Raw genomic sequence first — 21,281 nt, forward strand, 5'->3', positions numbered from 1 at the left:
TTTTATTTTGGGAGGAAACAAGTTGAATACTAAAGAAACAGTTTTTGAAATGATGAACCACCTGACAGAAGAAGGCTTTATATTGGGAAGGATTGTGACCGAACAAAGGGGTGCCTTTATGGTCATGACAAGAACAGGGGAAGTGTTAAGTAAGATTTCAGGGAAACTCAGGTTTGACACCGTTCAGCGCGAAGATCTACCCGCCGTAGGTGACTGGGTACTTCTAAGCAAGGAAGGGGCAGTCATTGAAAAGGTACTGCCACGAACTAGTAAATTCTCGAGGAAAAAAGCAGGAAATGAAGCAGAAGAGCAAATCATTGCTACAAATATCAATACAGTCTTCATCCTATCTTCATTAAATGATGATCTCAATAGCAAGCGGATGGAGCGCTATTTACTCTTATGCTGGGAAAGCGGTGCAAATCCTGTCATCGTCCTGACAAAATCGGATACGTGTTCAGATATAGAAGAAAAGAAAAGAGAAGTGGAGAATACTTTGCTTGGGGTGAAAGTCGTTACCATAAGCGCCGTCAGTCGGGAAGGGATAGAGGACCTGATGCCTTATTTAGATAAAGGGCAAACCGTCGCCCTCGTTGGTTCTTCAGGGGTGGGAAAATCCACATTGACCAATTTGCTTGTAGGATATGACGTCCAGAAGACAAAGGAAATAAGGGAATCCGACGACAAGGGCCGCCATACAACGACTCATCGGGAACTGTTCTTGTTAGAAAATGGTGCTGCGATCATTGATACACCGGGGATGAGAGAAATCCAATTATGGCAGGGGCAGGAAGGGTTATCCACTCAATATAACGACATTGAAGAATTAGCCCTTCACTGTCGATTCAATGACTGCCAGCATGAGGATGAACCAGGCTGCGGGATCCGCAAGGCGATTGAAGAGGGAAGCCTTTCAGAGGAGAGGTTTGAACACTATCAGAAGCTCCAAAGGGAAATCGCATATATGGAGAGACGGGGAAATAAGCGGTTAGAATCTTTGGAACGCAAGAAATGGAAGAACATCGGGAAGCAGAGAAAGCTTAAATAACGGATGAGAAGAGTGACCCTTTGGCCACTCTTTTTTTAGTTAAGGAGAGAACTGATCCAAGCTAATTACTTTCCCTTTTTAACAGGAATGCGTTAAAATCGCATACAAAGGGAATAGTGAAAGAGAATGTTATGGAAAGGATGATGAGCATGTCAGGAACTGAAACGTATCAAAAAGCCACGTTTGCCGGAGGGTGTTTTTGGTGCATGGTAAAACCATTTGATGAACAGCCCGGAATTGGCAGTGTGACATCCGGATACACAGGGGGACACGTTCCAAATCCATCTTATAAAGAAGTATGTTCAGAAACGACAGGTCATTATGAGGCGGTTCAAATCGAATATGACGCATCTGTTTTTCCTTATGAGAAGTTATTAGAGTTGTACTGGCAGCAAATCGACCCTACGGATCCAGGGGGGCAGTTTTTTGACAGGGGCCAATCGTATAAGTCGGTCATTTTTTACCATGATGACGAGCAGAAGAGGCTAGCCGAGGGATCCAAGGAAAGGCTGGAGCAGTCAGGAATCTTTTCCAAGCCCATCGTCACAGAGATTTTACCTGCCAAGGAATTTTATCCTGCAGAAGAATATCATCAGGATTATTACAAAAAGAATCCCGGTCATTATCAACGATACAGCAGGGGATCTGGAAGAGTTGCTTTTATTGAAAATCATTGGGGGGATAAGAATGAGTAAAGATGATCTAAAGAAAAAGTTAACACCCGAGCAATATGATGTCACTCAAAACAATGGGACGGAGCCGCCGTTTAGAAATGAGTATTGGAATACGTTCGATGAGGGAATCTTTGTCGATGTCGTCTCCGGAAAACCTCTTTTCAGCTCTAAGGACAAGTATGATGCCGGTTGTGGTTGGCCGAGTTTCACCAAACCGATCGAAGAAGAAGAAGTTTTAGAAAAAGAAGATAGAAGTCACTTTATGGTACGGACAGAAGTAAGAAGCAAGGAAGCCGATTCTCATCTGGGCCACGTGTTCAATGATGGACCCGGTCCGACAAAACTACGGTACTGTATCAATTCAGCCGCACTCAGGTTTGTCCCCGTAGAGAAATTGGAAGAGGAAGGGTATGGACTGTACAATAAGTTATTCTAACATAATGAATTGCTGTGAAAACATTCACATATGTGCTAAAATAGATTTCTCATGTTTACGATGAGTTACATATGTGTATATAAAAATATGAAGAGGAAGGTGAATGATGATGCTTAAAAAGCTTTTTGGTAAAAAAGAAGAAACACCTAAAACGGTCAATGCTGTGGCACCTTTAACAGGTACCGTAAAGTCACTTGAAGAAGTGCCGGACCCCGTATTTTCACAAAAAATGATGGGGGATGGAATCGCCATCGAGCCGACAATAGGTAAAGTCGTTTCACCTGTAGACGGTGAAGTCATGCAGCTTTTCCCGACAAAACACGCAGTTGGAATCAAAGCGAAAAACGGCGCTGAAATCCTGATTCATATCGGACTTGAAACGGTTTCAATGAACGGTGAAGGGTTTGAGGCGCATATTTCAGAAGGATCAAAGGTGAGTATCGGGGATCCACTGATCACGTATGACCTGGACCTTGTAAAAGAAAAAGCCAAAAGCACCATCACACCCATCATCATCACCAACGGCGATGACATGGGAAATCTTGTGAAAAAAGACGTGACAAGTGTAACGGCGGGACAGGAAGAAGTCTTGGAGATCTCTTCAAAATAATGATGATAGGAAAGACCGGCGAATATGCCGGTCTTTTTTTAATGGTGATGATTTTTAAGGTGTGAAATTTCCCCTGCTTTTTCCCTTCCCTTCCCTGTAAAACCAGTTCGTAAAAAGGTGCCTTCAAATAAATGGGCGAATGCACAAACACTTTCTGGGTGAATGACATAGAGTATAAGGTAAATTAAATAATTTTTTGAGGAGTGATAGGTATGAACTATGGATATGGTTGTGATCCATGTTATCAAGGTGGGTATGCTTATCCGGTTGCCGGTTGTGGCGGTAATGGTTTTGCGTTGATCGTTGTATTATTCATCCTGTTGATTATTATTGGAGCCGTTTGTTACTGCGGACATTAATCCTTTTCTGGGATATTTGAAAATAATGATGAAAAAAAGAGCTGTCCCTAAGACAGCTCTTTTTGGATTATATTTTAAAGCTCGAAACTAACTCTTTCAGTTTTTCAGCTTGCTGGGAAAGTTCGGATGCACTTGCCGTGACTTGTTCCATGGCAGCAGATCCTTCCTCTGATGCAGCTGCTGTGGTTTCAGTGTTAGAAGCGGTCGTTTCTGCAATTTCATTTACATGGGCAAATGAAGTGGCCACCTCTTGACTGAGATTCAATGTTTCTTGAATATGGTCGACCATTTCATCCACGACAACCGTTGTTTTCGTCGTTTGACTCAGGATATCTTCAAGGGATGCATTGGTTTCATTGGTGATTTCAACACCTGCAATGACTTCCTTCACTCCGTCAGAATTTTGCTTGATGATGATATTGACTTCTTCCTGAATGCTGTGGACGATCTCCGTTACACCCTTGGCAGCCTGTCGGGATTGTTCAGCAAGCTTTCTGACTTCATCTGCTACGACTGCAAATCCCCTGCCGTGTTCCCCGGCCCTGGCTGCTTCGATGGCAGCATTCAGTGCGAGAAGGTTGGTTTGTTCGGCAATATCAGTGATGGTGCCAATAATAGTGGTGATTTGCTTTGAACGTTGCCCCAAGGCTTCAACGGTTTCACTGGTATTGGACATGGTTTCTTCAATGCTCATCATTTTAGTTGAAGAGGCGTGGACGGTTTTTCCGCCTTTTTCAGCAACGGCCCTCATATCGCGAGCGGTTTGTCTTACAAGTTCCGCCTGATTGAATAAGAAACGTGCTGCCTCCTCCAGGCTGTTCATTTTTTCTAATGAAGAGGACATGCGATGTGTCGTTTGGTCACTTCCTGCTGCAATTTCACTCGATGTTTCCGCAATGGACGTAATCGTGCGAGATGTTTCCTCTGCAGATGCGAGAAGTTCCTGACTGCTTGCAGATACGTTTTCTGCCATCTCAGAAACCTGCTTTACAAGAATGGCGATCCCGGCGATAAGCTGATTCGTATCGGAGGCCAGGTCAGCCAACTCATCTTTTGATTTTACATGGATTCGTTTCGTTAAATCTCCACCAGCATTGGCAATCTCTAAAATGGATGCACTAATTTTCTTTGTATTGGTTTTAATCGTATGAGATAAAATTATTCCAAAGAATACCGCTAACAGAACGGCGAATGCCGATAAGCCGATGGTGACGATTTGCGACAGCTGGACCTGTCTGGTCAGGGAGTCGATACGGTCATCCAGGTCTTTTTGCTGGTCCATGACAATCATATCTACATATGAACGAATGCCGTCCAGATATTTTTTACCCACTCCTGTTTCGACGAGGTTCGCAGCCTTTTCGAGACCCTTATCTTTCCTGGTCTCGATCACCCGGTCGACAAATTGCATCCAGAATCCGTATTGGGCTTCAATTTTCCCCATCTTTTCAAGCTGTTCGGGGTCATCTTTCAAGAGCGAATGTAAGTCTTTGATTTGACCTTCCACTTCTTCTTTTCCATTTTGATAGGGTGCCAGAAAACCTGTCGCACCTGTAATAACAAATCCTTGTTCCCCGATTTCGATATCATTTAATACTTTTGAAAGATCTTTCAATGTGGTATCGACTTTCATATCATATGTGATCAACGTGTCGATCTCTTTCTTAAGCTTCATCATATTGATGTAAGAAGTAGACGCGAGGACCAACAGGACAATGGTCAAAAGACCGAATGACAGGATAACTTTTCCTCTGATCGTACGAAAGTAAGAGAAGATACCAAAGATACTTTTAGGTCTTTCATTTTTCATTTTCTTTCTTTTTGGCTGTTTTAGCCATTTTTCTCTCTTTTTTTTCACCGTTTCCCCCTCCTGAAGATAAGCAAAAAGTAACATCAAAGGATGAACTTACCATTATTTTATACATATCGACCTAATATATCTAGTCAATTCGGAGAAATTTTGTCGAATTTTTGAGAATTTTAGTATATTTCAATCATAGAAAAAAAGTAAACTCTCTTTCTATCGTTGCCTGATTCCAGGGGAAATCCATTGATAAGATGATTTTTTAATAAAAAATGAAAGATTTGGCTTTTCACACATATGAATAATGTATGGGAAATCTTGAAGAGCATCCAGATGAGCGAATCGAAAGAGAGTACGAATCTGATTCTTTCAGGAGGGGGAACAATGCCTCATTCGCATTTAATAAAACCGTTGATCGGGGAGCAATATCCAACGATTGATTATGGAAAGGGTGTTTATTTGTATGACACCGATGGCCGGGAATATATAGATGCCTGTTCCGGAGCGGTGACGGCAAATTTGGGACATGGTATGGAAGAAATTCTCCAATCAATCGTGAATCAAGGAAACAAAGTGGCGTTTGTGTATCGATCTCAGTTCAGCAATCAGCCGGCAGAGGAGTTAGCTTCCTTTTTAAATGAAAAAACGGGTTATCCCTGGACCTTCTTTGTAAATAGTGGATCTGAGGCAGTGGAAACGGCCATTAAGATCGCCATTCAACATTGGCAGGAGAAAGGGAAGCCGCTGAAGAGGAGGATATTATCACGGTGGCTCAGTTATCACGGAATCACCTTTGGGGCCTTATCTGCTTCAGGGCATCCATCAAGAAGGGAACGGTTTGATTCGTTTTTAGGAGACTGGCCGACCATTGAACCCCCTTATTGTGCACACTGTCCATTTGGTAAGACTTACCCTTCATGCGGATTGGCATGCGCGTCCCAACTGGACACCATGATAAGCAGAATAGGCGCTGCAAATATAGCTGCGTTTATTGCAGAACCGATTATTGGAGCAGCAGGGGGAGCAATCACCCCTCCAAAGGGATATTACGAACGGATCAAGGAAATCTGTGAAGACCATGATATTTTGTTCATTGCAGACGAGGTGATGACCGGATGCGGGAGGACGGGAACCTTCTTAGCGTTAGAACAATGGGGAGTAGTGGCAGATATCGTCGCGGTTGGTAAAGGCCTGAGTGCCGGGTATGCCCCCATCGCTGCCACCCTCATTTCAGAGAAGATCATGGAACCGATCGTACATGGAAGTAAAGTGATCATGAGCGGCCATACTTACAGTGGGAATCCCATGTCTGCGACTGCGGCATTGGCCGTTCTTAAGCTGATAGATTCAGAAAAAATCATTGAAGGAGTCGATCAGAAAGGGACCTATTTAAAGAATCTCCTTGAAAAATGCAGAACGGAATTTTCCTTTATACAGGACATCAGGGGAAGGGGCCTCATGTGGGGAATTGAATTTGATGAGCGGGGTGCGGGATTTACGTCTTTCATCGTTCAGAATGGAGTGGATAATGGAATTTTATTATATCCAGCCTCAGCCGGAATTGATGGAAGGAAGGGCTCTGCCGTCATGGTTGCACCTCCATTGAACAGTACGAAAAGGGAGCTCGAGGAAATGGTTAAAAGGTTGAGAAGGACTTTTCAAATGGCAGCAGAGAATTGGAAGGTGACGTAGATGGGCGCACATCACAACAAAATGAGGCTTTATGAAGACATCCGTCCCTTTTTTCATAATGAAATGACGATGATGTTTGGCGGGTTTGGAGGGGTTGGCTCACCGCCTACCATAATTAACCACATTCTCGAATGGGGTGTGAAAGATCTTACCATCATCGGAAACGACACAGGGTTCCCCCACATCGGCATCGGTCAATTGGTTGCAGAGAATCGAGTGAGGAAGGTGATTGCTTCACATATTGGCTCTAATCCGATTGCAGGAAGGTTAATGAGTGAAGGAAAGCTTGAAGTTGAATTCTCTCCGCAAGGTATTTTAGCTGAAAGAATCAGGGCAGGTGGAGTGGGATTAAAGGGGATCATAAGCGACATAGGGGTGGATGATCCCTATTTGAACAAAGGAAAGACTTTAGTTGAAGTAAAGGGTGATCGCTTTGTATTCGAGACGGCATTGGTTGCTGAAGTGGGTATCGTTTATGCAAAAAAAGCCGATACATTCGGAAATCTTGTCTATGACAAGAGCGCTAGGAATACGAATCCCCTTATCGCGATGGCCTCGGATATTACGATTGTCGAGACGGAGGAAGTGGTTGCTTACGGAGAACTGGATCCCGAGGAAATTGTCACTTCAGGGATATTTGTGGATCATATCGTCTTGTCTAAAGGAGTCGATTGGAAATGGGCCTGGGAAACGAATTGAAGGATAAGATGGCAAAACGTGCGGCGCATGAGGTGAAAGAAAATATGATCGTCAATTTGGGGATTGGGATTCCCTCTCTCGTTCCAAATCATCTTCCTAAAGGATTTCCGGTCATATTTCAATCTGAAAATGGAATTATTGGCATCGGTCCTGCACCAGTGGAAGGCAATGAAGATAAAAATTTGTGTAATGCAGGAGGGTTTCCCGTTTCATTGATGGAGGGGGGATGTTATACAGATAGCTCCATCGCTTTCGCCATGATCCGCCGGGGCAAAATCGATTTAACGATACTTGGATCCCTTCAGGTCAGCGAAACGGGGGATCTTGCCAATTGGATCATCCCGGGCAAAAAGGTCCCGGGAATGGGAGGAGCAACCGAACTTGCCTCCAAAGCAAAGAAAGTCATTGTACTTATGACCCATTTAGACAAGGACGGCGGCAGCAAAATCGTGAGGGAATGTACCCTTCCATTAACGGCGGGCCGCTGTGTTTCGATGATCATCACTGACCGAGCCGTATTCTTACTTGAAGATGATCAACTAATCCTCCGTGAGATATTCAATCCTTACACATTGAAGGATATAGAGGAGACGACAGAAGCCCGCTACACTTTAAGCCCTGATATCAAGTTTATAGGATAAGGGGAGGAAATCTGATGGACACTCATCGCCTCATAAAAGAAATAATTGAGGAAAAAAAGAAAAGTAGTATCAAGCTTCTGCAAAGATTGGTCCAAGAGGATAGTGTCAGGGGAAACGAATCAAAGGCGCAGGCGATCATGATAGAAAAATGCAGAAAGCTTGGTTTGGAGCTGGACATTTGGGAAATAAAGGAGAGTGATTTAAAGCATCATCCTTTTTACAAATGTGACCGGAATAACTTTAAAGGTAATCCCAATGTAGTAGGGGTCTTAAAAGGGACAGGCGGGGGAAAAAGCCTTCTCTTAAATGGGCATATTGATGTTGTACCGGAAGGGGATCGAAAAGATTGGATTCATGATCCCTATAGCGGACTCATCAAAGACGGAAAGCTTTACGGACGGGGAGCAACGGATATGAAGGGCGGTTCGGTTGCTTTGCTTCTCGCCATTGAAGTGATAAAGGAGTTGAATATCCCTTTAAAAGGGGATGTCATCTTTCAGAGTGTCATTGAAGAGGAAAGCGGGGGAACGGGAACCTTAGCCGCATTGATCAGAGGCTATAAAGCGGATGCTGTCATCATCCCTGAGCCGACCAATATGAAGATCTTCCCTAAACAGCAAGGATCCATGTGGTTTCGTCTAAAGGTAAAGGGGAAATCTGCCCATGGGGGAACCAGGTATGAAGGTGTGAATGCAATAGAGAAAGCGTATAAGGTCGTTCAAGCTCTCCAACAATTGGAGAATGAACGTAACGCGAGGGTGGATGATCCTTTATATAGAAATATTCCGATTCCGTTACCGGTTAATATTGGAAGAATCGAAAGTGGAAAATGGCCATCTTCCGTTCCGGATACGGCTGTCATTGAAGGCAGGATAGGAGTCGGACCATGGGAAACCCTCCAGGAAGTCGAACAGGAATTTTCAACCGGAATTTCCAAACTGAAGTCAATCGATCCATGGTTTGATGAACACCCGGTTGAGGTGGAATGGTTTGGCGGACGCTGGCAGCCGGGCAACCTTCCAAGTGACCATGAATTAATACACACCCTTTCCCTGCATGCCAAACAGGTAATGAAGTCTGATCCAATCATTGAAGCCTCACCTTGGGGAACGGATGGAGGGATCCTGTCTCAAGGAGGCAATATGCCTGTGGTGATTTTTGGACCGGGAACAACTGAAGTGGCCCATGATGCAAATGAATTCATTGAACTAGAGAGGGTTTACCAATCGGCTGAAATTTTTTCTCTCTTCATGGTCGATTGGTGTAATAAACCCTCATGATTTTATCTGAATGGGGCAGAAGGTAAAAAGGTGCAGACCCACACGACGAGAGAGGATGGTGATGACCAGGGCATTCCCCGAAAAAAATGATCATCCCTTTCATCAACTTTAGACAGGAACAACTCACTTGATTCAAGTATGAGGTTGTTCCCTTTTTATGGTGGTTTGTTTCATAACTTATCTCATACCTTCATATGTTTGTTAAAAAGGGGCTTAGAAGAATGCAAACATATGAATATATACAACAACCAAAAGTGGAAGCGACCATTTATAAAGATGACTATAATCGTAGACTCCGGGTGGATGAATTCAGGGGGAGCACAGGAAGTCTATTGGAATACGTCGTGAATGCGGCTGAAACCAATCGGTTCGAAAAGATCATTGTGAAGGCAAAGTCAAATCAGGTTTCCCACTTTGTAGAAAAGGGGTTCATTGTGGAGGGGGGAGTAAACGGTTACTTTAGGGGAGACAGGGCTTTCTTTATGAGTAAATTTCTGACGGATGATAGAAGGAATAGTTCTTATTGGAGAAAAGAGGATGACATTATCCAAGCGGTTCAACAGCTTGATAAACAAACCATGGAAGGGTCAGGGTTCATATCTGTAGCAGGAGGGGAGCATGCAGAGAAATTAGCAGATTTGTATCAAGAAGTGTTCACGCTTTATCCTGTACCATTACAAGATCCCGATTATATAAAAGAATCCATGAAAAATGGGACAATCTTTGTGTACATCGAGGAGGATGGAAGGTTGATCAGTGCCGCTTCTGCTGAAATATCTTTTTCCAACAAAAATGCTGAACTAACGGATTGTGCTACGAGATCTTCTCATCGTAAAGGCGGGTACATGAAGCATCTGCTAAGGAAATTGGAAGATGAATTGGTGAAACAGAATATTTTTTGCGCTTATACGATTGCCAGGGCTCTTTCATTCGGGATGAATGCAGCATTCCATCAGCTTGGATACAAGTATGGTGGGAGACTCGCGAATAACTGCATCATCTTTGACAAAATGGAAGATATGAACATTTGGGAAAAGGATTTAAGCGAGGGGTAGAAGAAATCAATTGAGGGTAAGAGAGTCTTCTGCAACGAAACTTTTTGGAAAGTTGGTGGAGTAGATGAAAATGAATCTCTATAAACCAAAAAGGGATTGGAAGGATATTGAGCTTTGGAAGGATGTCACGGATGAACAATGGAATAACTGGTTATGGCAGCTGACAAACACAATCAGAACCCTTGATGACTTGAAGAAAGTGGTGAACTTGACGCCCGAGGAAGAAGAAGGGGTCAAAATTTCAACCAAGACCATTCCATTAAATATTACTCCCTACTATGCATGGCTGATGAATGAGGAAGATCCCCGCTGCCCTATCCGGATGCAGTCCGTACCGATTGGACAGGAAATCCATAAAACAAAGTATGACCTGGAAGATCCCTTGCATGAAGATGAGGATTCACCGGTCCCTGGGTTGACGCACCGATATCCGGACAGGGTGTTATTTCTCGTCACCAATCAGTGTTCCATGTACTGCAGATATTGTACGAGAAGGAGGTTTTCAGGACAGATCGGAATGGGCGTCCCGAAGAAGCAGCTTGATGCGGCCATTGAATATATAAGGGATACGCCGAGCGTAAGGGATGTACTGCTTTCCGGCGGGGACGGTCTCTTGATCAATGATCAAATACTCGAGTATATATTAAAGAACTTGAGGGACATACCGCATGTCGAGATCATCCGGATTGGAACGAGGGCACCTGTCGTGTTTCCGCAAAGGATCACTGAAAACCTGTGTAATATATTGAAGAAATACCATCCTGTTTGGTTAAATACACATTTCAATACGTCCATTGAAATTACGGAAGAGTCCAAGAAGGCATGTGAGATGCTTGTCGATGCAGGGGTTCCTGTAGGAAACCAAGCTGTGATCCTGGCAGGCATCAATGACAGCGTCCCGATCATGAAGAAGTTGATGCACGACCTGGTTAAAATTCGCGTGCGCCCGTATTATATTTATCAATGTGATTTATCGGAAGGGATCGGCCATTTCAGGGCACCTGTCAGCAAAGGGCTTGAAATCATTGAAGGATTGAGAGGACACACATCCGGTTATGCCGTCCCGACCTTCGTCCTTGATGCTCCTGGAGGCGGGGGGAAAATATCCCTGCAACCGAATTACCTGATATCCCAAAGTGCTTCGAAAGTGGTCGTAAGGAATTTCGAAGGCGTCATCTCCACCTATCCTGAACCGGAGGAATACGTATCAGGAAGGGCAGATGAATACTTTAAAGAGGTTTATCACGATGAAGAAATCAAGGAACCGACCATAGGTATTGCCGGATTGATGAATCAAACCCATTCTTCTCTTACGCCCGCTGGTCTCAAGCGCCTGGAGCGTCGCAAGGAATATCAGGAGAATCCGGATCACAATTCCCTCAAGGACTTCAGGGGAAAAAGGGATCAGCTTAAGGAAAAGAAGCATAAAGCAATGCTTTCAAAAATGGATCAGAACAAAAATGATGATAAGGAAGGAACCATCAATGGCTAAAAATTCGGAAAAGGTATGCGAATGGTGTGAAGAGAACGCGGCTCATGCTCATCAATCAAGTGTGTATTGGGAGCTGCCTGATGGCTCACGGGCAATTCAGATTGCGAATGTCCCGAGTCTCTGCTGCAGTCACTGCGGGATGGACTACCAGGAGGAAACCATCATCAATGAGATTGAAGATCAACTGATGCTGATCGATACAAGGTTAATTGATAAAGTGATTCCTTATGAAGACTTAATGGCGCTTCCCCGCTTACTTAAAAAGAATTATTTTCGATTTTAGCAGGTGAAGGCCCGGATTTTCCTCTCATTCGAAGCAATCACTTTACGAAATCATCTTCTTCCGCTATCCTGTTAGAAAAGATAGAACAAGGGCAGGTGGAAGAGATGAGAAAATCTTTTTATCATTACTTAATGAAATACAGGCAACCGACTGCCAAGGATGATATAACCCGATTTGCGAATTCAGCATACGATGATCATAGCTTTCCGAAACAGTCCGGGCAATACCATGAAATCAGCTCCTATCTCGAAATGAATGGGCACTATCTTGAAAGTATGTCCATCTTCGACACAGCCTGGGACCAGTACCAATTAGAAGAAAAAGAGTAATGCATATCTCCAAGCCAACGGACTGACATTTGTATCCTGCAAACGTCGGTCCTTTTTTATAAATTCCCACGGCAAGCTGTTTGATCCGTTTTTTGGCCAATTCATGAAACATTTCTTACCCTAAAGAAAAGATAGTCAGGGATTTCGTGTATACCGATATGATTGTTATTGCATATCATATAAAAAAGGCGATTAAGGGTGAGGGGAGAATGAAGAAACGAAAAGAGCCTAGATTCAGAGTTGGGGAAACGGTAGTTGTCACAATCTATGGTACCGTCGGGAAAATCACCGACATCAAAAAGATTGACGGAGAGTTTTTATATGAGGTTAACGAAAGTGAAGGGTTATTCAAGGAAAAAGCATTAGAACTGCTTGATTCTTATGATGGATATATATTTGAACAGGAACAGATCGATATTGAATACAAATTTTTGTTTGGAGACCTTGTCATCGTGAAGGGATACGAAGAGGATCTCTTTAAAGTGGTGGGTTTCAGAACAGAAATATGGCGATATAAAGATGATGCGTGGGAAGACGTAATCTATGAATTAATGAGGATCACGGACGGTGAATGGCTGGAGGCAGACGAAGATGAAATCACCCTGGTTGCCGATGAAGAGCAGGCAGAAGCTTTCATAAAGAAATATGGATTCGTCTTCCCTCAAAAAAAAGAAGGTAAATCAAAATCGCTCCATTCCCCTGCTTTTCCAAAGCCAACCTGGATTGATCAGCTCCTTGATCATTACAATGACTACAAAACACTGTACCTCTTATTCAATGATGGTAAATACAAGAATAAAATGGAATATGTGTTAGAACAGTTAAAAAAACATACAAACACACAGTCTATCGTTAAAGAGAAGGAATAAGCCACATAATATATAGAAAAACGGGAACGCTTAAGACCAGAAACGATACTAGAATGGCACGAAGGATCCATTGCATTCCTGAAACGATGATCCCTTCTCCATTTTCCAGGTCTCTTACCATCGCTTTCGTTTTTTGGGTAAATGTATGTAACATACTATCGCTCCTCTACCTTTGATGATAAAGTCTATGCTTGTCTTTAAAGTGTTATGAAAACTTTTTTCTCCTGGCATAACCGGGATAGTATTGTCATAAATTGAGAATCAAAGGGGGCGATCACATGCGGGAGATAGAAGTCTTTATCGACACCGAGGAAATTGCTGAGTTCTTTATGAAAGAACTGATCCAAAGAGGGTATGCACCATCAGAAGATGAGCTGGAAGAAATAGCGGATATCACATTCGAGTATCTGATTGCCAAATGTATCATTGATGAGGAATGGGAAGATGAGGGTTAAACTCTTTTCACCCATCGATATGGATTTCACTTAATATGTCAACGACCAATCATATAACGGGGATTGACTCTGATGTGTCCCTCATACCTTCTTTTATGAAGGAAGCGGGGGGCACATCATTTTGAGTCAATCCCTCTTTAGTTTCAGAAGAATAGTCGTTCTTGCTTTCCATTTCCGGGTCATAGAGAAATGAAGAGGGACCATCAACGTCAGAAGCGGCGACATCACTTCAATCGGTTGCTCTCTAAACCAATCCGTCGACGGTGGATCGGCATAAGTGATAGTTTCCCAGACAGCTCCCAGTTCGGGGCTGAATAGATGCTTTCTCTTTTTTACCCTCGAGTAAATATGCGGCCAATAATCCTCCCTGGATCCCGTATGGGGATGGTGAAGGGAGAAAGAATATGCAGTCGGAAAAACAATTGGATGGAATAATACTCTATAAAGTTTCTTTCCTAATTGAATTCTGCGATCCACCTTCTCAAAGTGAGAAACGGAAAGTCCTGCCAGGGAGTATGGGGTGTGCTTGCCATAAGGGAAGAGTATGGAAGTGAATTCCATACGGTCCTGCAGGAAGAACTTCCACTTTTCAATTCCCATATTAAGGGTGGGACTGGATAATATTTCGTTTTGAATCAGGTGCTGCTCATTCATAATGAGTGCGGTCGTCAACACAGGGTCATCCCCCGTCTTGAGATAGTCAGCCCATATCCTCCTCATGAATACCGAAACGTTGAACTTTTTCAGTAGGTGAAAGGGATGGCGGCCGGTTAATTTCCAGTTTTCATAAAGTAATAGTTGAGGATAAGCATCGTTAAAGATAGCAGCATTACAGCGTTCCAGAAACTCAAATAGAGACTGTTGTTCGTTCTCACTCATTACGTGTGAGAGCAACTCGTTCTTGATATCTGTCATATGGTAACCGGCATTTCTCGATACCATGTGGGCGAGAAAAGACCAGTGCAGTTCAGGATGTTTCTTGAATAAATCAAGATAGGCAGAAGTTCTTGTCAGGTTATTGACATTCCCTTTTTTCACTTTGATGAAAATTTTCTTGAACAAAGCTTTATCTTCAGGAAAATAGACATCAGGGACCGGTTCCTGCTTCATTTCGGCGTAAAGCCTGTAAACCGCCTGAACATCGAGAAGGGGGGACCTATTTTCCCGTTGCCCCGGTTTGAATAGGTTTGAAATGATTTGAAACGGTGAATAACCCAAGTAATCACACCTCTCAAATAAATGAAAAATTTGTGGGAAACGAATCCTTTTGAAATGAATACACCCTTACAAGAAGTTATTTTCTAACCAGGGCCAATATGTCCGGAATGAAAGGGATAAACTGTAAACTTTTTCAACCACACTTCCCTGAATTCCTGATGGCGGGCGAGAATAAGGCGATTTCCTATCTTGTCATGAAAAAACGAGTGGGCGTACCTTTGAGGAATTGATTTTTCAAGAAGGAAAAAAGTATGCAGAGAAAGAATCCTTAAACTAGGTTTGCAGGTACTGAAATTAGTGGACTTCATTCATCAAAAAAGGTATGTACACCTGGATTTAAAATAAACGAGGAGGAATATTTACATGTCATTTTTTAATAAAGTATTTGCTTCAATCGGTATTGGAGCAGCCACAGTGGATACTAAATTGGAGAAATCGAGCTACGTTGCAGGGGAGACGGTAAACGGGGTGGTGGAAATTACGGGGGGAAGTACGGAGCAGAGTATCGATGCCATCTATTTAACACTTTTCACTACATATATTCGTGAATCGGATGACAAGAAACATACAGATTACGCCCCGATTCAAAAGGTGCAAATATCCAATCCATTCACCGTTTTGGAAGATGAAAAAAAGGAATTTCCATTTACCTTCACCCTGCCCTTCGAGACCCCGATCACATATGGGAACACCAGGGTGTGGGTAGCAACGGGGGTGGATATCAAAAATTCAGTAGATCCAAAAGACAAAGACTATATTGAAATCGTGCCGAATCACTTGACGAATGCCATCCTGACTTCTGTACAGGAGCTCGGCTTCAGAATTCGCACAGTGGAATGTGAAGAGGCACCAAGACGCTACAGAGGGAGATATCCGTTCATTCAGGAGTTTGAGTTTGTCCCGGTGAATGGACCATATCAACGTAAATTGGATGAACTTGAATTGATGTTCCTGAATCAATCGGAAGACCAGGTAGAAATGCTTCTGGAAGTGGACAGACGGGCGAGGGGACTGGGGGGATTCCTGGCGGAAGCTCTCGAAATGGATGAATCCATGGTCAGGGTGACCATAAGTTCTTCCGATGTTCCTCAATTAGCATCGAAACTTCAACAAGCCATCGACAAATTTGCGTAAATATATTCCATTCGACAAAGATTCCTGTGATTCTGGGAAGGAATCGACACGCTGTTTGTGTAATTGTATGAGTACAACATATTGACGGAGGGATGCTCATGCCTTTACTTGAAAAAATCATTCGTCCAAAGCTTTTGAGATCGACCTATGACGTGACCATCTTCCAAACCCCCAATTATGGGGAGGAAAAAGGGTATGAAAAGGTTTATCGTATCTCGGTAGAAGCAAATAATCATGAAGAAGCCCTGTATCAGACATTCAGAACGTTTAATGTACCAGACTTAGTTCCAAAGGATTATCAAGGCAGATATATCGCAACACGTGACATCGTCTTCATTGATGAAGGACGGAGGGGCCATTTTTATTATCGTCTCCAGTCAAACGGCTGGAAGAGGGTGAACCGGATCGTCATCCATTAGATAAAGCTTCATTCGAAAAAAGGAAAGAATCTGCCTCAAAGGCTGGATTCTTTCCTTTCTTTATGAGTCCTTACATGTTATGTCCAGGACCATTTTTTCTATTTAGACCTGTGTTCTCTTTCCCATGTGCATTATGCTCGGCCTCTAATGCTTCTTTGGGGATATGATTATTTTTCTTAGGGGCATTGATTCTATTTCGGTGTTTTTTTCCCATCTGGGCGTCCCCCTTTATTAAGATTTGAGTTTTTCGGTTCTTGAAGAATTAGGTTGTGTCCCCGACCGGGTAGAAGGATTGGTTTCATTTGCATGTTGTACTGCCTGCTTCAGTTTTTTGCTCATTTGTTCTTTAGCCATGTTTTATCACTCCTTCTGCCTTTATTTTGACCTCTCTGTCAGCAATCTATCCTTCCATTTCCTAGCGTTGCATATGTCCGGGAAAAGGATTACAATGGTCTTTCAACAGTCTTGATAGGAGGAATAGTTTAGTGAGTATACATATTAATGCGAAAGAAAACGAAATAGCAGAAACAGTTCTTTTACCTGGGGATCCACTTCGGGCAAAATACATTGCAGAAACGTTCTTGGAAGATGTAACCTGCTACAACGAAGTCCGTAATATGTTTGGATACACGGGAACGTACAAAGGGAAAAGAATTTCGGTGCAGGGAACCGGAATGGGTGTCCCGTCGATTTCAATTTATATTAATGAACTGATGCAAAGTTATAACGTTCAGAACTTGATACGCGTCGGTACATGTGGGGCCATTCAAAAGGATGTGAAAGTACGTGACGTCATCCTGGCAATGACATCATCCACTGATTCTCAAATGAATAAACTAACGTTCAATGGGATCGATTATGCTCCGACTGCGAACTTTGATCTTCTAAAACGTGCTTATGATGCAGGGACAGAAAAAGGTCTTAATCTGAAAGTCGGAAACGTATTCACTGCTGACATGTTTTACAATGACAATGCGGACCATGAAAAGTGGGCTCAATATGGTATTCTTGCCATTGAAATGGAAACGTCTGCCCTCTACACATTGGCAGCCAAATATGGTCGAAATGCACTTTCAGTTCTGACTGTAAGCGACCATATCCTGACAGGGGAAGAAACCTCTTCAGAAGAGCGTCAAACGACTTTTAATGAAATGATCGAAGTGGCTTTAGAAGCGGCAATTCAAGAATAATTTATAGATGCAAAAGGAAAAAACTGCTTACAATCCCGAATCGGGTTGATAGGCAGTTTTTCCTTTTGTGAATTTTCTCCTGCTTACATATAGCTCTGGACATGGTAAGATGGAGAATGGAACCATTATAGAGAAACTAGGTGAAAGTATGAAAAAGATCATCTTCGTAACTGCTGCCTCCCTGGTTATGTTATCAGGTTGTTCGCAAGTAGAAGAGTGGTCAGACGAATTATTTGGCCAAAAACAGCAAGAGACACAGGAAAAGGAACCAAAGGTGCAGACACCTGACAATGGACAGGATGAACAAGCAAAGCCTGAACAGGTGCCGTCCGAAGAAGCAGTGCCTAAAGAGCTGCAATTAGAGTCCGAATACTTCAATGACGTAAAAGTCGTGGACGGAAAACAGGTGATTCAAAACCCGTCCAATCTATTAGCATTGGTAAATAAGGAATATGCATTAGATGAATACAAACCTGCAGATCTAGTCCGTCCAAACGTTCCATTCGTATTCGGGGATCAGGACCTTGAAAAAGCGCATCTCCGTAAAGAAGCGGCAGAGCAGCTGGAAAAGATGTTCGCTGATGCCAAAGCTGGAGGGGTATTCTTGACAGCCATTTCAGGTTACCGCTCATACGAGTACCAAAAAATGCTCCTCGATAGGGAAATCGCCCAATTCGGTGAAGAAAAGGCAGTCATGGCCGTAGCGCCTCCGGGACAAAGTGAGCATCAGTCAGGACTCGCTATGGATATTTCCAGTCAAAGCAACCAATTTCAAGTAAATATAGAATTTGCTGATACGAAAGAAGGAAAATGGCTGGCAGGGAATGCATATAAGTACGGGTTCATTCTTCGTTATCCCGAAGATAAGGTATCCATTACCCAATATCAATATGAGCCTTGGCACTATAGATATGTTGGGAAGGAAGCCGCTAAAGTGATTCATGAAAACGATTGGACACTTGAAGAGTACTTTAATAATGTAAAGAAAATTTAATGATGATAAAGGGTCAGGGCCTACGTTCCTGACCCTTTTTTGATGGGGATTCAGGGATAAGGGGAGAATTCCCTTCCGCCTTGTTCTCTTTTTTTGTATTTCCACATACAACAGTAATAAGGGATGTCCAATTTGGGATGGGTGGGTGGACGGTATGATGAGGGTGTTTAGTATAATCATCATTGGCAGTGTTTTCGTCGGGGTAGGCATCAATCTATTTTTCGTCCCCCATCATTTTCTTGATGGCGGTATGATCGGAATCGGATTGATTGCCCACTATTGGCTAGGTGTGAAACCAGGTCTTACCATCATTCTCCTGAGTATCCCCCTTTATCTGCTTGCATTCTTTAAAGATCGAATCCTTTTTTATAACAGTATTCACGGGCTATGGTTGTCCTCTTTGATGATTGATTACTTTTATCATTGGAATACCCTCTTACATCTTCCTCCACTAATGAGTGCCTTTTTTGGCGGTGCTTTTGTCGGGATAGGCATCGGCCTTATGTTAAGGGGAAATTCTGCTACGGGTGGATCTGACTTATTGGCACAATTAATTGGAAAGAGTTTTGGATGGAATGTCGGTAAGCTGATTTTTGCCTTTGATAGTGTCGTGCTTATGGCGGGCTTCCCCATTATTGGAACCGAAGCATTTTTATATTCTTTATTAGCTGTAAGCACGGTGGGGTTTTTTACGACGATTTTGACACATCATAATGAAGAAGATGGATTTTCCTTTCGCTAACATGGAAAAGCTGATAGAATGAAGAAGTTATGAGCTTAAGATTGCTCAGCGGAATGTTTCATGATATTCTAAACGAAAATTCACACAAGATACATAGCAACGAAAGTGGTGGAAGCTTTGGAACAAGATAAGACAGAACAGACACAACAAGAGACCCAGTCAAGTTTTATAAAAATGAAAAAATTCAAATTCGTCATGCTCCTTTTTTTCCTTGTATTCCTAACTGCAGGAATTACCACGTTTGCACTTGCGTTCGGCGACGAAAAAGCAGTCAACGTAGGGGTGACAGAACGATCGGAGTTTCAGAAGCTGTATGAAGCCTATGATAAATTGAATCAGAATTATTACAAGGACCTCGATCAGGACAAACTTGTAAACGGTGCGATCAACGGGATGATAGATAGTGTCGGGGATCCATTTTCCGATTACATGAACGAGGAAGAAGCGAAGAAGTTCCAGGAAAGTATTTCTTCTTCATTTGAAGGAATCGGAGCAGAAATCCAGGAGAAAGAGGGTTACATATCCATCGTCTCTCCAATTAAAGGTTCTCCGGCAGAAAAAGCCGGCCTTCAGCCAAACGACATCATCACTAAAGTAGACGACAAAAGCATTCAGGGTATGTCTGTGACGGATGCCGTTCTTCTTATCCGTGGTGAAAAAGGAACTAAGGTAACGTTGACCATTCAACGGGCAGGTCAGGATAAACCGATGGAGGTCACCATCACAAGAGACGAGATTCCGATTGAAACGGTTTATGCAGAAATGAAAGAGAATGGTGTAGCTGAAATCCAAATCACCAGCTTCTCAGAGAATACGTATAAAGAATTGACGGAAGCTTTAAATGAAATGAACGATAAAGGCATGAAGAAACTCGTTCTGGATCTTAGACAGAATCCTGGTGGATTACTCGATCAAGCGGTTAAGATCTCGAATCTGTTTGTACCGGAGGGTGAAGTCTTATTCCAGGTGAAAGACAGTAAAGGGAAAGTGGAAAAGTATGTTTCAGAATCAGGTCAGAAGGTGGACGTGCCGACAGCCGTTCTGGTTGATGAAGGTAGTGCAAGTGCTGCAGAAATCCTGTCAGCAGCCGTAAGCGAATCCAACGATATACCATTGATTGGAACGAAGACCTTTGGTAAGGGGACCGTCCAAACAGCTGAAACCTTCAAGGATGGTTCAAACATGAAGTTCACTACCGCTAAATGGTTGACTCCCAAGGGAAATTGGATCCATGAAAAAGGCATCAAGCCTGATATTGAAGTGAAAATGCCTGATTACGCTCAGCTTCCTTATATCAATCCTGAAAAGGAACTAAAGGAAGAAGACTTATCTGAACAAGTGAAAACAGCAGAGCAAATGCTCGAAGCCCTTGACTTAAATCCAGGAAAAGTAGACGGCTACTATGATGAAGAAACCACTGCAGCCGTTAAAGAGTTCCAAGGGAAAAACGATCTGGAAGTGACAGGTACACTAAACGGGGAAACCATCTTAAAGCTTATGACCGACCTAAGGGAAAAGCTGAAAGAAAACGACCCTCAACTGAAAAAAGCGATTGAAGTGTTGAATAAAGATCAATAACTCCAAGGTCTCAGGTGATTTCACCTGGGATCTTTTTTTATTGTGCGCCCGGCATGGGTGTGATCTATAGGGTGAGAGTCCCGAGCCGTGAAGACAGTTGTAGCGGTTAGCTTAACGCAAGGGTGTCCGGGGCGACCCGGAATCTGAAGGAAGCGGGCGGCAAACCTCCGGTCCGAGGAACACGAATCTCATATAAGGCTTGTTGCACTGGATAAGTCTGCAATACAAGATGAAGTCCGAACTGTCGAAGGTGCAGAAAGTAAATGAGGCGGATAGATGG

General features: G+C 43.1%; 26 protein-coding genes. 21 read left to right on the forward strand and 5 right to left on the reverse strand.

Translation table 11 applies throughout. The features are described from left to right. The first annotated feature begins 22 nt into the window (after nt 1-22). From rsgA to AM506_RS22085, 5 genes are all read left to right on the forward strand, one after another. Nucleotides 23-1,048 (forward strand): ribosome small subunit-dependent GTPase A, encoded by a 1,026-nt coding sequence (rsgA, locus tag AM506_RS10455; protein WP_235576087.1) that lies wholly within the window; start codon nt 23-25, stop codon nt 1,046-1,048. A 149-nt stretch (nt 1,049-1,197) separates the two neighbouring features. Next, entirely contained in the window at nt 1,198-1,743 is a 546-nt protein-coding gene (gene msrA, locus AM506_RS10460; RefSeq protein ID WP_060672458.1) for a peptide-methionine (S)-S-oxide reductase MsrA, read from the forward strand. Continuing rightward, nucleotides 1,736-2,158, forward strand: coding sequence for a peptide-methionine (R)-S-oxide reductase MsrB (msrB, locus tag AM506_RS10465; RefSeq protein WP_060672420.1), 423 nt, complete (start codon nt 1,736-1,738; stop codon nt 2,156-2,158). Before msrA ends, msrB begins: the two co-directional genes overlap by 8 nt. A gap of 109 nt (nt 2,159-2,267) precedes the next feature. After that, nucleotides 2,268-2,768, forward strand: a complete 501-nt coding sequence (locus AM506_RS10470; protein ID WP_060672459.1) for a PTS sugar transporter subunit IIA — start codon at nt 2,268-2,270, stop codon at nt 2,766-2,768. Between the two features lie 212 nt (nt 2,769-2,980). Further along, a complete protein-coding gene (locus AM506_RS22085; RefSeq protein ID WP_082386316.1) occupies nt 2,981-3,127 on the forward strand; it encodes a YjcZ family sporulation protein in 147 nt (48 codons plus the stop codon). 67 nt (nt 3,128-3,194) lie between these two features. On the opposite strand, the gene AM506_RS10475 is transcribed toward AM506_RS22085, so the two are convergent. Further along, the gene (locus AM506_RS10475) at nt 3,195-4,985 is read right to left on the reverse strand and encodes a methyl-accepting chemotaxis protein (protein WP_235576088.1); all 1,791 of its coding nucleotides are present in this window, start codon (nt 4,983-4,985) and stop codon (nt 3,195-3,197) included. A 330-nt stretch (nt 4,986-5,315) separates the two neighbouring features. On the opposite strand from AM506_RS10475, the gene AM506_RS10480 reads away from it, so the two are divergent. The 9 genes from AM506_RS10480 to AM506_RS10520 all read left to right on the forward strand — a co-directional run bounded on the left by AM506_RS10480 (nt 5,316) and on the right by AM506_RS10520 (nt 13,271). Next, nucleotides 5,316-6,623, forward strand: a complete 1,308-nt coding sequence (locus tag AM506_RS10480; RefSeq protein WP_060672422.1) for an aspartate aminotransferase family protein — start codon at nt 5,316-5,318, stop codon at nt 6,621-6,623. Beyond that, the gene (locus AM506_RS10485) at nt 6,624-7,322 is read left to right on the forward strand and encodes a 3-oxoacid CoA-transferase subunit A (RefSeq protein ID WP_060672423.1); all 699 of its coding nucleotides are present in this window, start codon (nt 6,624-6,626) and stop codon (nt 7,320-7,322) included. Continuing rightward, entirely contained in the window at nt 7,301-7,963 is a 663-nt protein-coding gene (locus AM506_RS10490) for a 3-oxoacid CoA-transferase subunit B (RefSeq protein ID WP_060672424.1), read from the forward strand. The genes AM506_RS10485 and AM506_RS10490 overlap by 22 nt, the downstream gene beginning before the upstream one ends. Before the next feature lie 14 nt (nt 7,964-7,977). Next, complete coding sequence (locus AM506_RS10495) at nt 7,978-9,243, forward strand: peptidase (protein WP_060672425.1); 1,266 nt, start codon at nt 7,978-7,980, stop codon at nt 9,241-9,243. A 221-nt stretch (nt 9,244-9,464) separates the two neighbouring features. After that, on the forward strand, nt 9,465-10,298 hold the full coding sequence (gene ablB / locus AM506_RS10500; RefSeq protein ID WP_060672426.1) for a putative beta-lysine N-acetyltransferase: 834 nt from the start codon (nt 9,465-9,467) through the stop codon (nt 10,296-10,298). Between the two features lie 64 nt (nt 10,299-10,362). Beyond that, nucleotides 10,363-11,790: a lysine 2,3-aminomutase gene (ablA, locus tag AM506_RS10505; RefSeq protein ID WP_060672427.1), complete on the forward strand. Its 1,428-nt coding sequence runs from the start codon at nt 10,363-10,365 to the stop codon at nt 11,788-11,790. Beyond that, nucleotides 11,783-12,073: a YokU family protein gene (locus AM506_RS10510; protein ID WP_060672428.1), complete on the forward strand. Its 291-nt coding sequence runs from the start codon at nt 11,783-11,785 to the stop codon at nt 12,071-12,073. Before ablA ends, AM506_RS10510 begins: the two co-directional genes overlap by 8 nt. A gap of 104 nt (nt 12,074-12,177) precedes the next feature. After that, on the forward strand, nt 12,178-12,402 hold the full coding sequence (locus tag AM506_RS10515; RefSeq protein WP_060672429.1) for a YozE family protein: 225 nt from the start codon (nt 12,178-12,180) through the stop codon (nt 12,400-12,402). Nucleotides 12,403-12,611: 209 nt separating this feature from the next. Then, nucleotides 12,612-13,271 (forward strand): hypothetical protein, encoded by a 660-nt coding sequence (locus AM506_RS10520; protein ID WP_060672430.1) that lies wholly within the window; start codon nt 12,612-12,614, stop codon nt 13,269-13,271. Here the strand turns inward: AM506_RS10520 and AM506_RS22765 are convergent. Further along, nucleotides 13,255-13,425 carry a hypothetical protein gene (locus AM506_RS22765; protein ID WP_160316868.1) on the reverse strand — a complete coding sequence of 57 codons (171 nt, stop codon included), beginning with the start codon at nt 13,423-13,425 and terminating at the stop codon, nt 13,255-13,257. The two genes, AM506_RS10520 and AM506_RS22765, sit on opposite strands and share 17 nt — an antisense overlap. A 124-nt stretch (nt 13,426-13,549) precedes the next feature. Between AM506_RS22765 and AM506_RS22090 the strand changes: the two genes are divergently transcribed. Beyond that, nucleotides 13,550-13,726 (forward strand): YozD family protein, encoded by a 177-nt coding sequence (locus AM506_RS22090; RefSeq protein ID WP_082386317.1) that lies wholly within the window; start codon nt 13,550-13,552, stop codon nt 13,724-13,726. A 126-nt stretch (nt 13,727-13,852) separates the two neighbouring features. Here the strand turns inward: AM506_RS22090 and AM506_RS10525 are convergent, their stop codons facing one another. Further along, the gene (locus AM506_RS10525) at nt 13,853-14,944 is read right to left on the reverse strand and encodes a DUF2515 family protein (RefSeq protein WP_060672431.1); all 1,092 of its coding nucleotides are present in this window, start codon (nt 14,942-14,944) and stop codon (nt 13,853-13,855) included. Between the two features lie 363 nt (nt 14,945-15,307). On the opposite strand from AM506_RS10525, the gene AM506_RS10530 reads away from it, so the two are divergent. Together AM506_RS10530 and AM506_RS10535 are read left to right on the forward strand one after the other, a co-directional pair. Then, nucleotides 15,308-16,078, forward strand: coding sequence for a sporulation protein (locus tag AM506_RS10530; RefSeq protein ID WP_060672432.1), 771 nt, complete (start codon nt 15,308-15,310; stop codon nt 16,076-16,078). 98 nt (nt 16,079-16,176) lie between these two features. Next, nucleotides 16,177-16,497, forward strand: a complete 321-nt coding sequence (locus tag AM506_RS10535) for a YodL domain-containing protein (RefSeq protein WP_060672433.1) — start codon at nt 16,177-16,179, stop codon at nt 16,495-16,497. A 70-nt stretch (nt 16,498-16,567) separates the two neighbouring features. Here the strand turns inward: AM506_RS10535 and AM506_RS22975 are convergent, their stop codons facing one another. Next, complete coding sequence (locus AM506_RS22975) at nt 16,568-16,711, reverse strand: hypothetical protein (protein ID WP_200908437.1); 144 nt, start codon at nt 16,709-16,711, stop codon at nt 16,568-16,570. A gap of 17 nt (nt 16,712-16,728) precedes the next feature. Further along, nucleotides 16,729-16,851, reverse strand: coding sequence for a hypothetical protein (locus tag AM506_RS23320; protein WP_258261532.1), 123 nt, complete (start codon nt 16,849-16,851; stop codon nt 16,729-16,731). Nucleotides 16,852-16,982: 131 nt separating this feature from the next. Between AM506_RS23320 and deoD the strand changes: the two genes are divergently transcribed. The 4 genes from deoD to AM506_RS10555 all read left to right on the forward strand — a co-directional run bounded on the left by deoD (nt 16,983) and on the right by AM506_RS10555 (nt 21,001). Further along, a complete protein-coding gene (gene deoD / locus AM506_RS10540) occupies nt 16,983-17,687 on the forward strand; it encodes a purine-nucleoside phosphorylase (RefSeq protein ID WP_060672434.1) in 705 nt (234 codons plus the stop codon). Nucleotides 17,688-17,835: 148 nt separating this feature from the next. Then, nucleotides 17,836-18,681, forward strand: a complete 846-nt coding sequence (locus AM506_RS10545; RefSeq protein ID WP_060672460.1) for a M15 family metallopeptidase — start codon at nt 17,836-17,838, stop codon at nt 18,679-18,681. A 157-nt stretch (nt 18,682-18,838) separates the two neighbouring features. Further along, complete coding sequence (locus AM506_RS10550) at nt 18,839-19,423, forward strand: YitT family protein (RefSeq protein ID WP_430341370.1); 585 nt, start codon at nt 18,839-18,841, stop codon at nt 19,421-19,423. Between the two features lie 117 nt (nt 19,424-19,540). Next, nucleotides 19,541-21,001 carry a S41 family peptidase gene (locus tag AM506_RS10555; RefSeq protein ID WP_060672436.1) on the forward strand — a complete coding sequence of 487 codons (1,461 nt, stop codon included), beginning with the start codon at nt 19,541-19,543 and terminating at the stop codon, nt 20,999-21,001. Nucleotides 21,002-21,281 lie beyond the last annotated feature (280 nt).

The organism is Rossellomorea vietnamensis (assembly GCF_001305855.1).
Taxonomy (GTDB): domain Bacteria; phylum Bacillota; class Bacilli; order Bacillales; family Bacillaceae_B; genus Rossellomorea; species Rossellomorea vietnamensis_A.

Bases quoted from the DNA above. Each gene is read 5' to 3' on its own strand.
- msrA (WP_060672458.1), top strand. From the start codon at position 1,198: ATGTCAGGAACTGAAACGTATCAAAAAGCCACGTTTGCCGGAGGGTGT.
- msrB (WP_060672420.1), top strand. From the start codon at position 1,736: ATGAGTAAAGATGATCTAAAGAAAAAGTTAACACCCGAGCAATATGAT.
- AM506_RS10470 (WP_060672459.1), top strand. From the start codon at position 2,268: ATGCTTAAAAAGCTTTTTGGTAAAAAAGAAGAAACACCTAAAACGGTC.
- AM506_RS22085 (WP_082386316.1), top strand. From the start codon at position 2,981: ATGAACTATGGATATGGTTGTGATCCATGTTATCAAGGTGGGTATGCT.
- AM506_RS10480 (WP_060672422.1), top strand. From the start codon at position 5,316: ATGCCTCATTCGCATTTAATAAAACCGTTGATCGGGGAGCAATATCCA.
- AM506_RS10485 (WP_060672423.1), top strand. From the start codon at position 6,624: ATGGGCGCACATCACAACAAAATGAGGCTTTATGAAGACATCCGTCCC.
- AM506_RS10490 (WP_060672424.1), top strand. From the start codon at position 7,301: ATGGGCCTGGGAAACGAATTGAAGGATAAGATGGCAAAACGTGCGGCG.
- AM506_RS10495 (WP_060672425.1), top strand. From the start codon at position 7,978: ATGGACACTCATCGCCTCATAAAAGAAATAATTGAGGAAAAAAAGAAA.
- ablB (WP_060672426.1), top strand. From the start codon at position 9,465: ATGCAAACATATGAATATATACAACAACCAAAAGTGGAAGCGACCATT.
- ablA (WP_060672427.1), top strand. From the start codon at position 10,363: ATGAAAATGAATCTCTATAAACCAAAAAGGGATTGGAAGGATATTGAG.
- AM506_RS10510 (WP_060672428.1), top strand. From the start codon at position 11,783: ATGGCTAAAAATTCGGAAAAGGTATGCGAATGGTGTGAAGAGAACGCG.
- AM506_RS10515 (WP_060672429.1), top strand. From the start codon at position 12,178: ATGAGAAAATCTTTTTATCATTACTTAATGAAATACAGGCAACCGACT.
- AM506_RS10520 (WP_060672430.1), top strand. From the start codon at position 12,612: ATGAAGAAACGAAAAGAGCCTAGATTCAGAGTTGGGGAAACGGTAGTT.
- AM506_RS22765 (WP_160316868.1), bottom strand. From the start codon at position 13,425: ATGTTACATACATTTACCCAAAAAACGAAAGCGATGGTAAGAGACCTG.
- AM506_RS22090 (WP_082386317.1), top strand. From the start codon at position 13,550: ATGCGGGAGATAGAAGTCTTTATCGACACCGAGGAAATTGCTGAGTTC.
- AM506_RS10530 (WP_060672432.1), top strand. From the start codon at position 15,308: ATGTCATTTTTTAATAAAGTATTTGCTTCAATCGGTATTGGAGCAGCC.
- AM506_RS10535 (WP_060672433.1), top strand. From the start codon at position 16,177: ATGCCTTTACTTGAAAAAATCATTCGTCCAAAGCTTTTGAGATCGACC.
- AM506_RS22975 (WP_200908437.1), bottom strand. From the start codon at position 16,711: ATGGGAAAAAAACACCGAAATAGAATCAATGCCCCTAAGAAAAATAAT.
- AM506_RS23320 (WP_258261532.1), bottom strand. From the start codon at position 16,851: ATGGCTAAAGAACAAATGAGCAAAAAACTGAAGCAGGCAGTACAACAT.
- AM506_RS10545 (WP_060672460.1), top strand. From the start codon at position 17,836: ATGAAAAAGATCATCTTCGTAACTGCTGCCTCCCTGGTTATGTTATCA.
- AM506_RS10550 (WP_430341370.1), top strand. From the start codon at position 18,839: ATGAGGGTGTTTAGTATAATCATCATTGGCAGTGTTTTCGTCGGGGTA.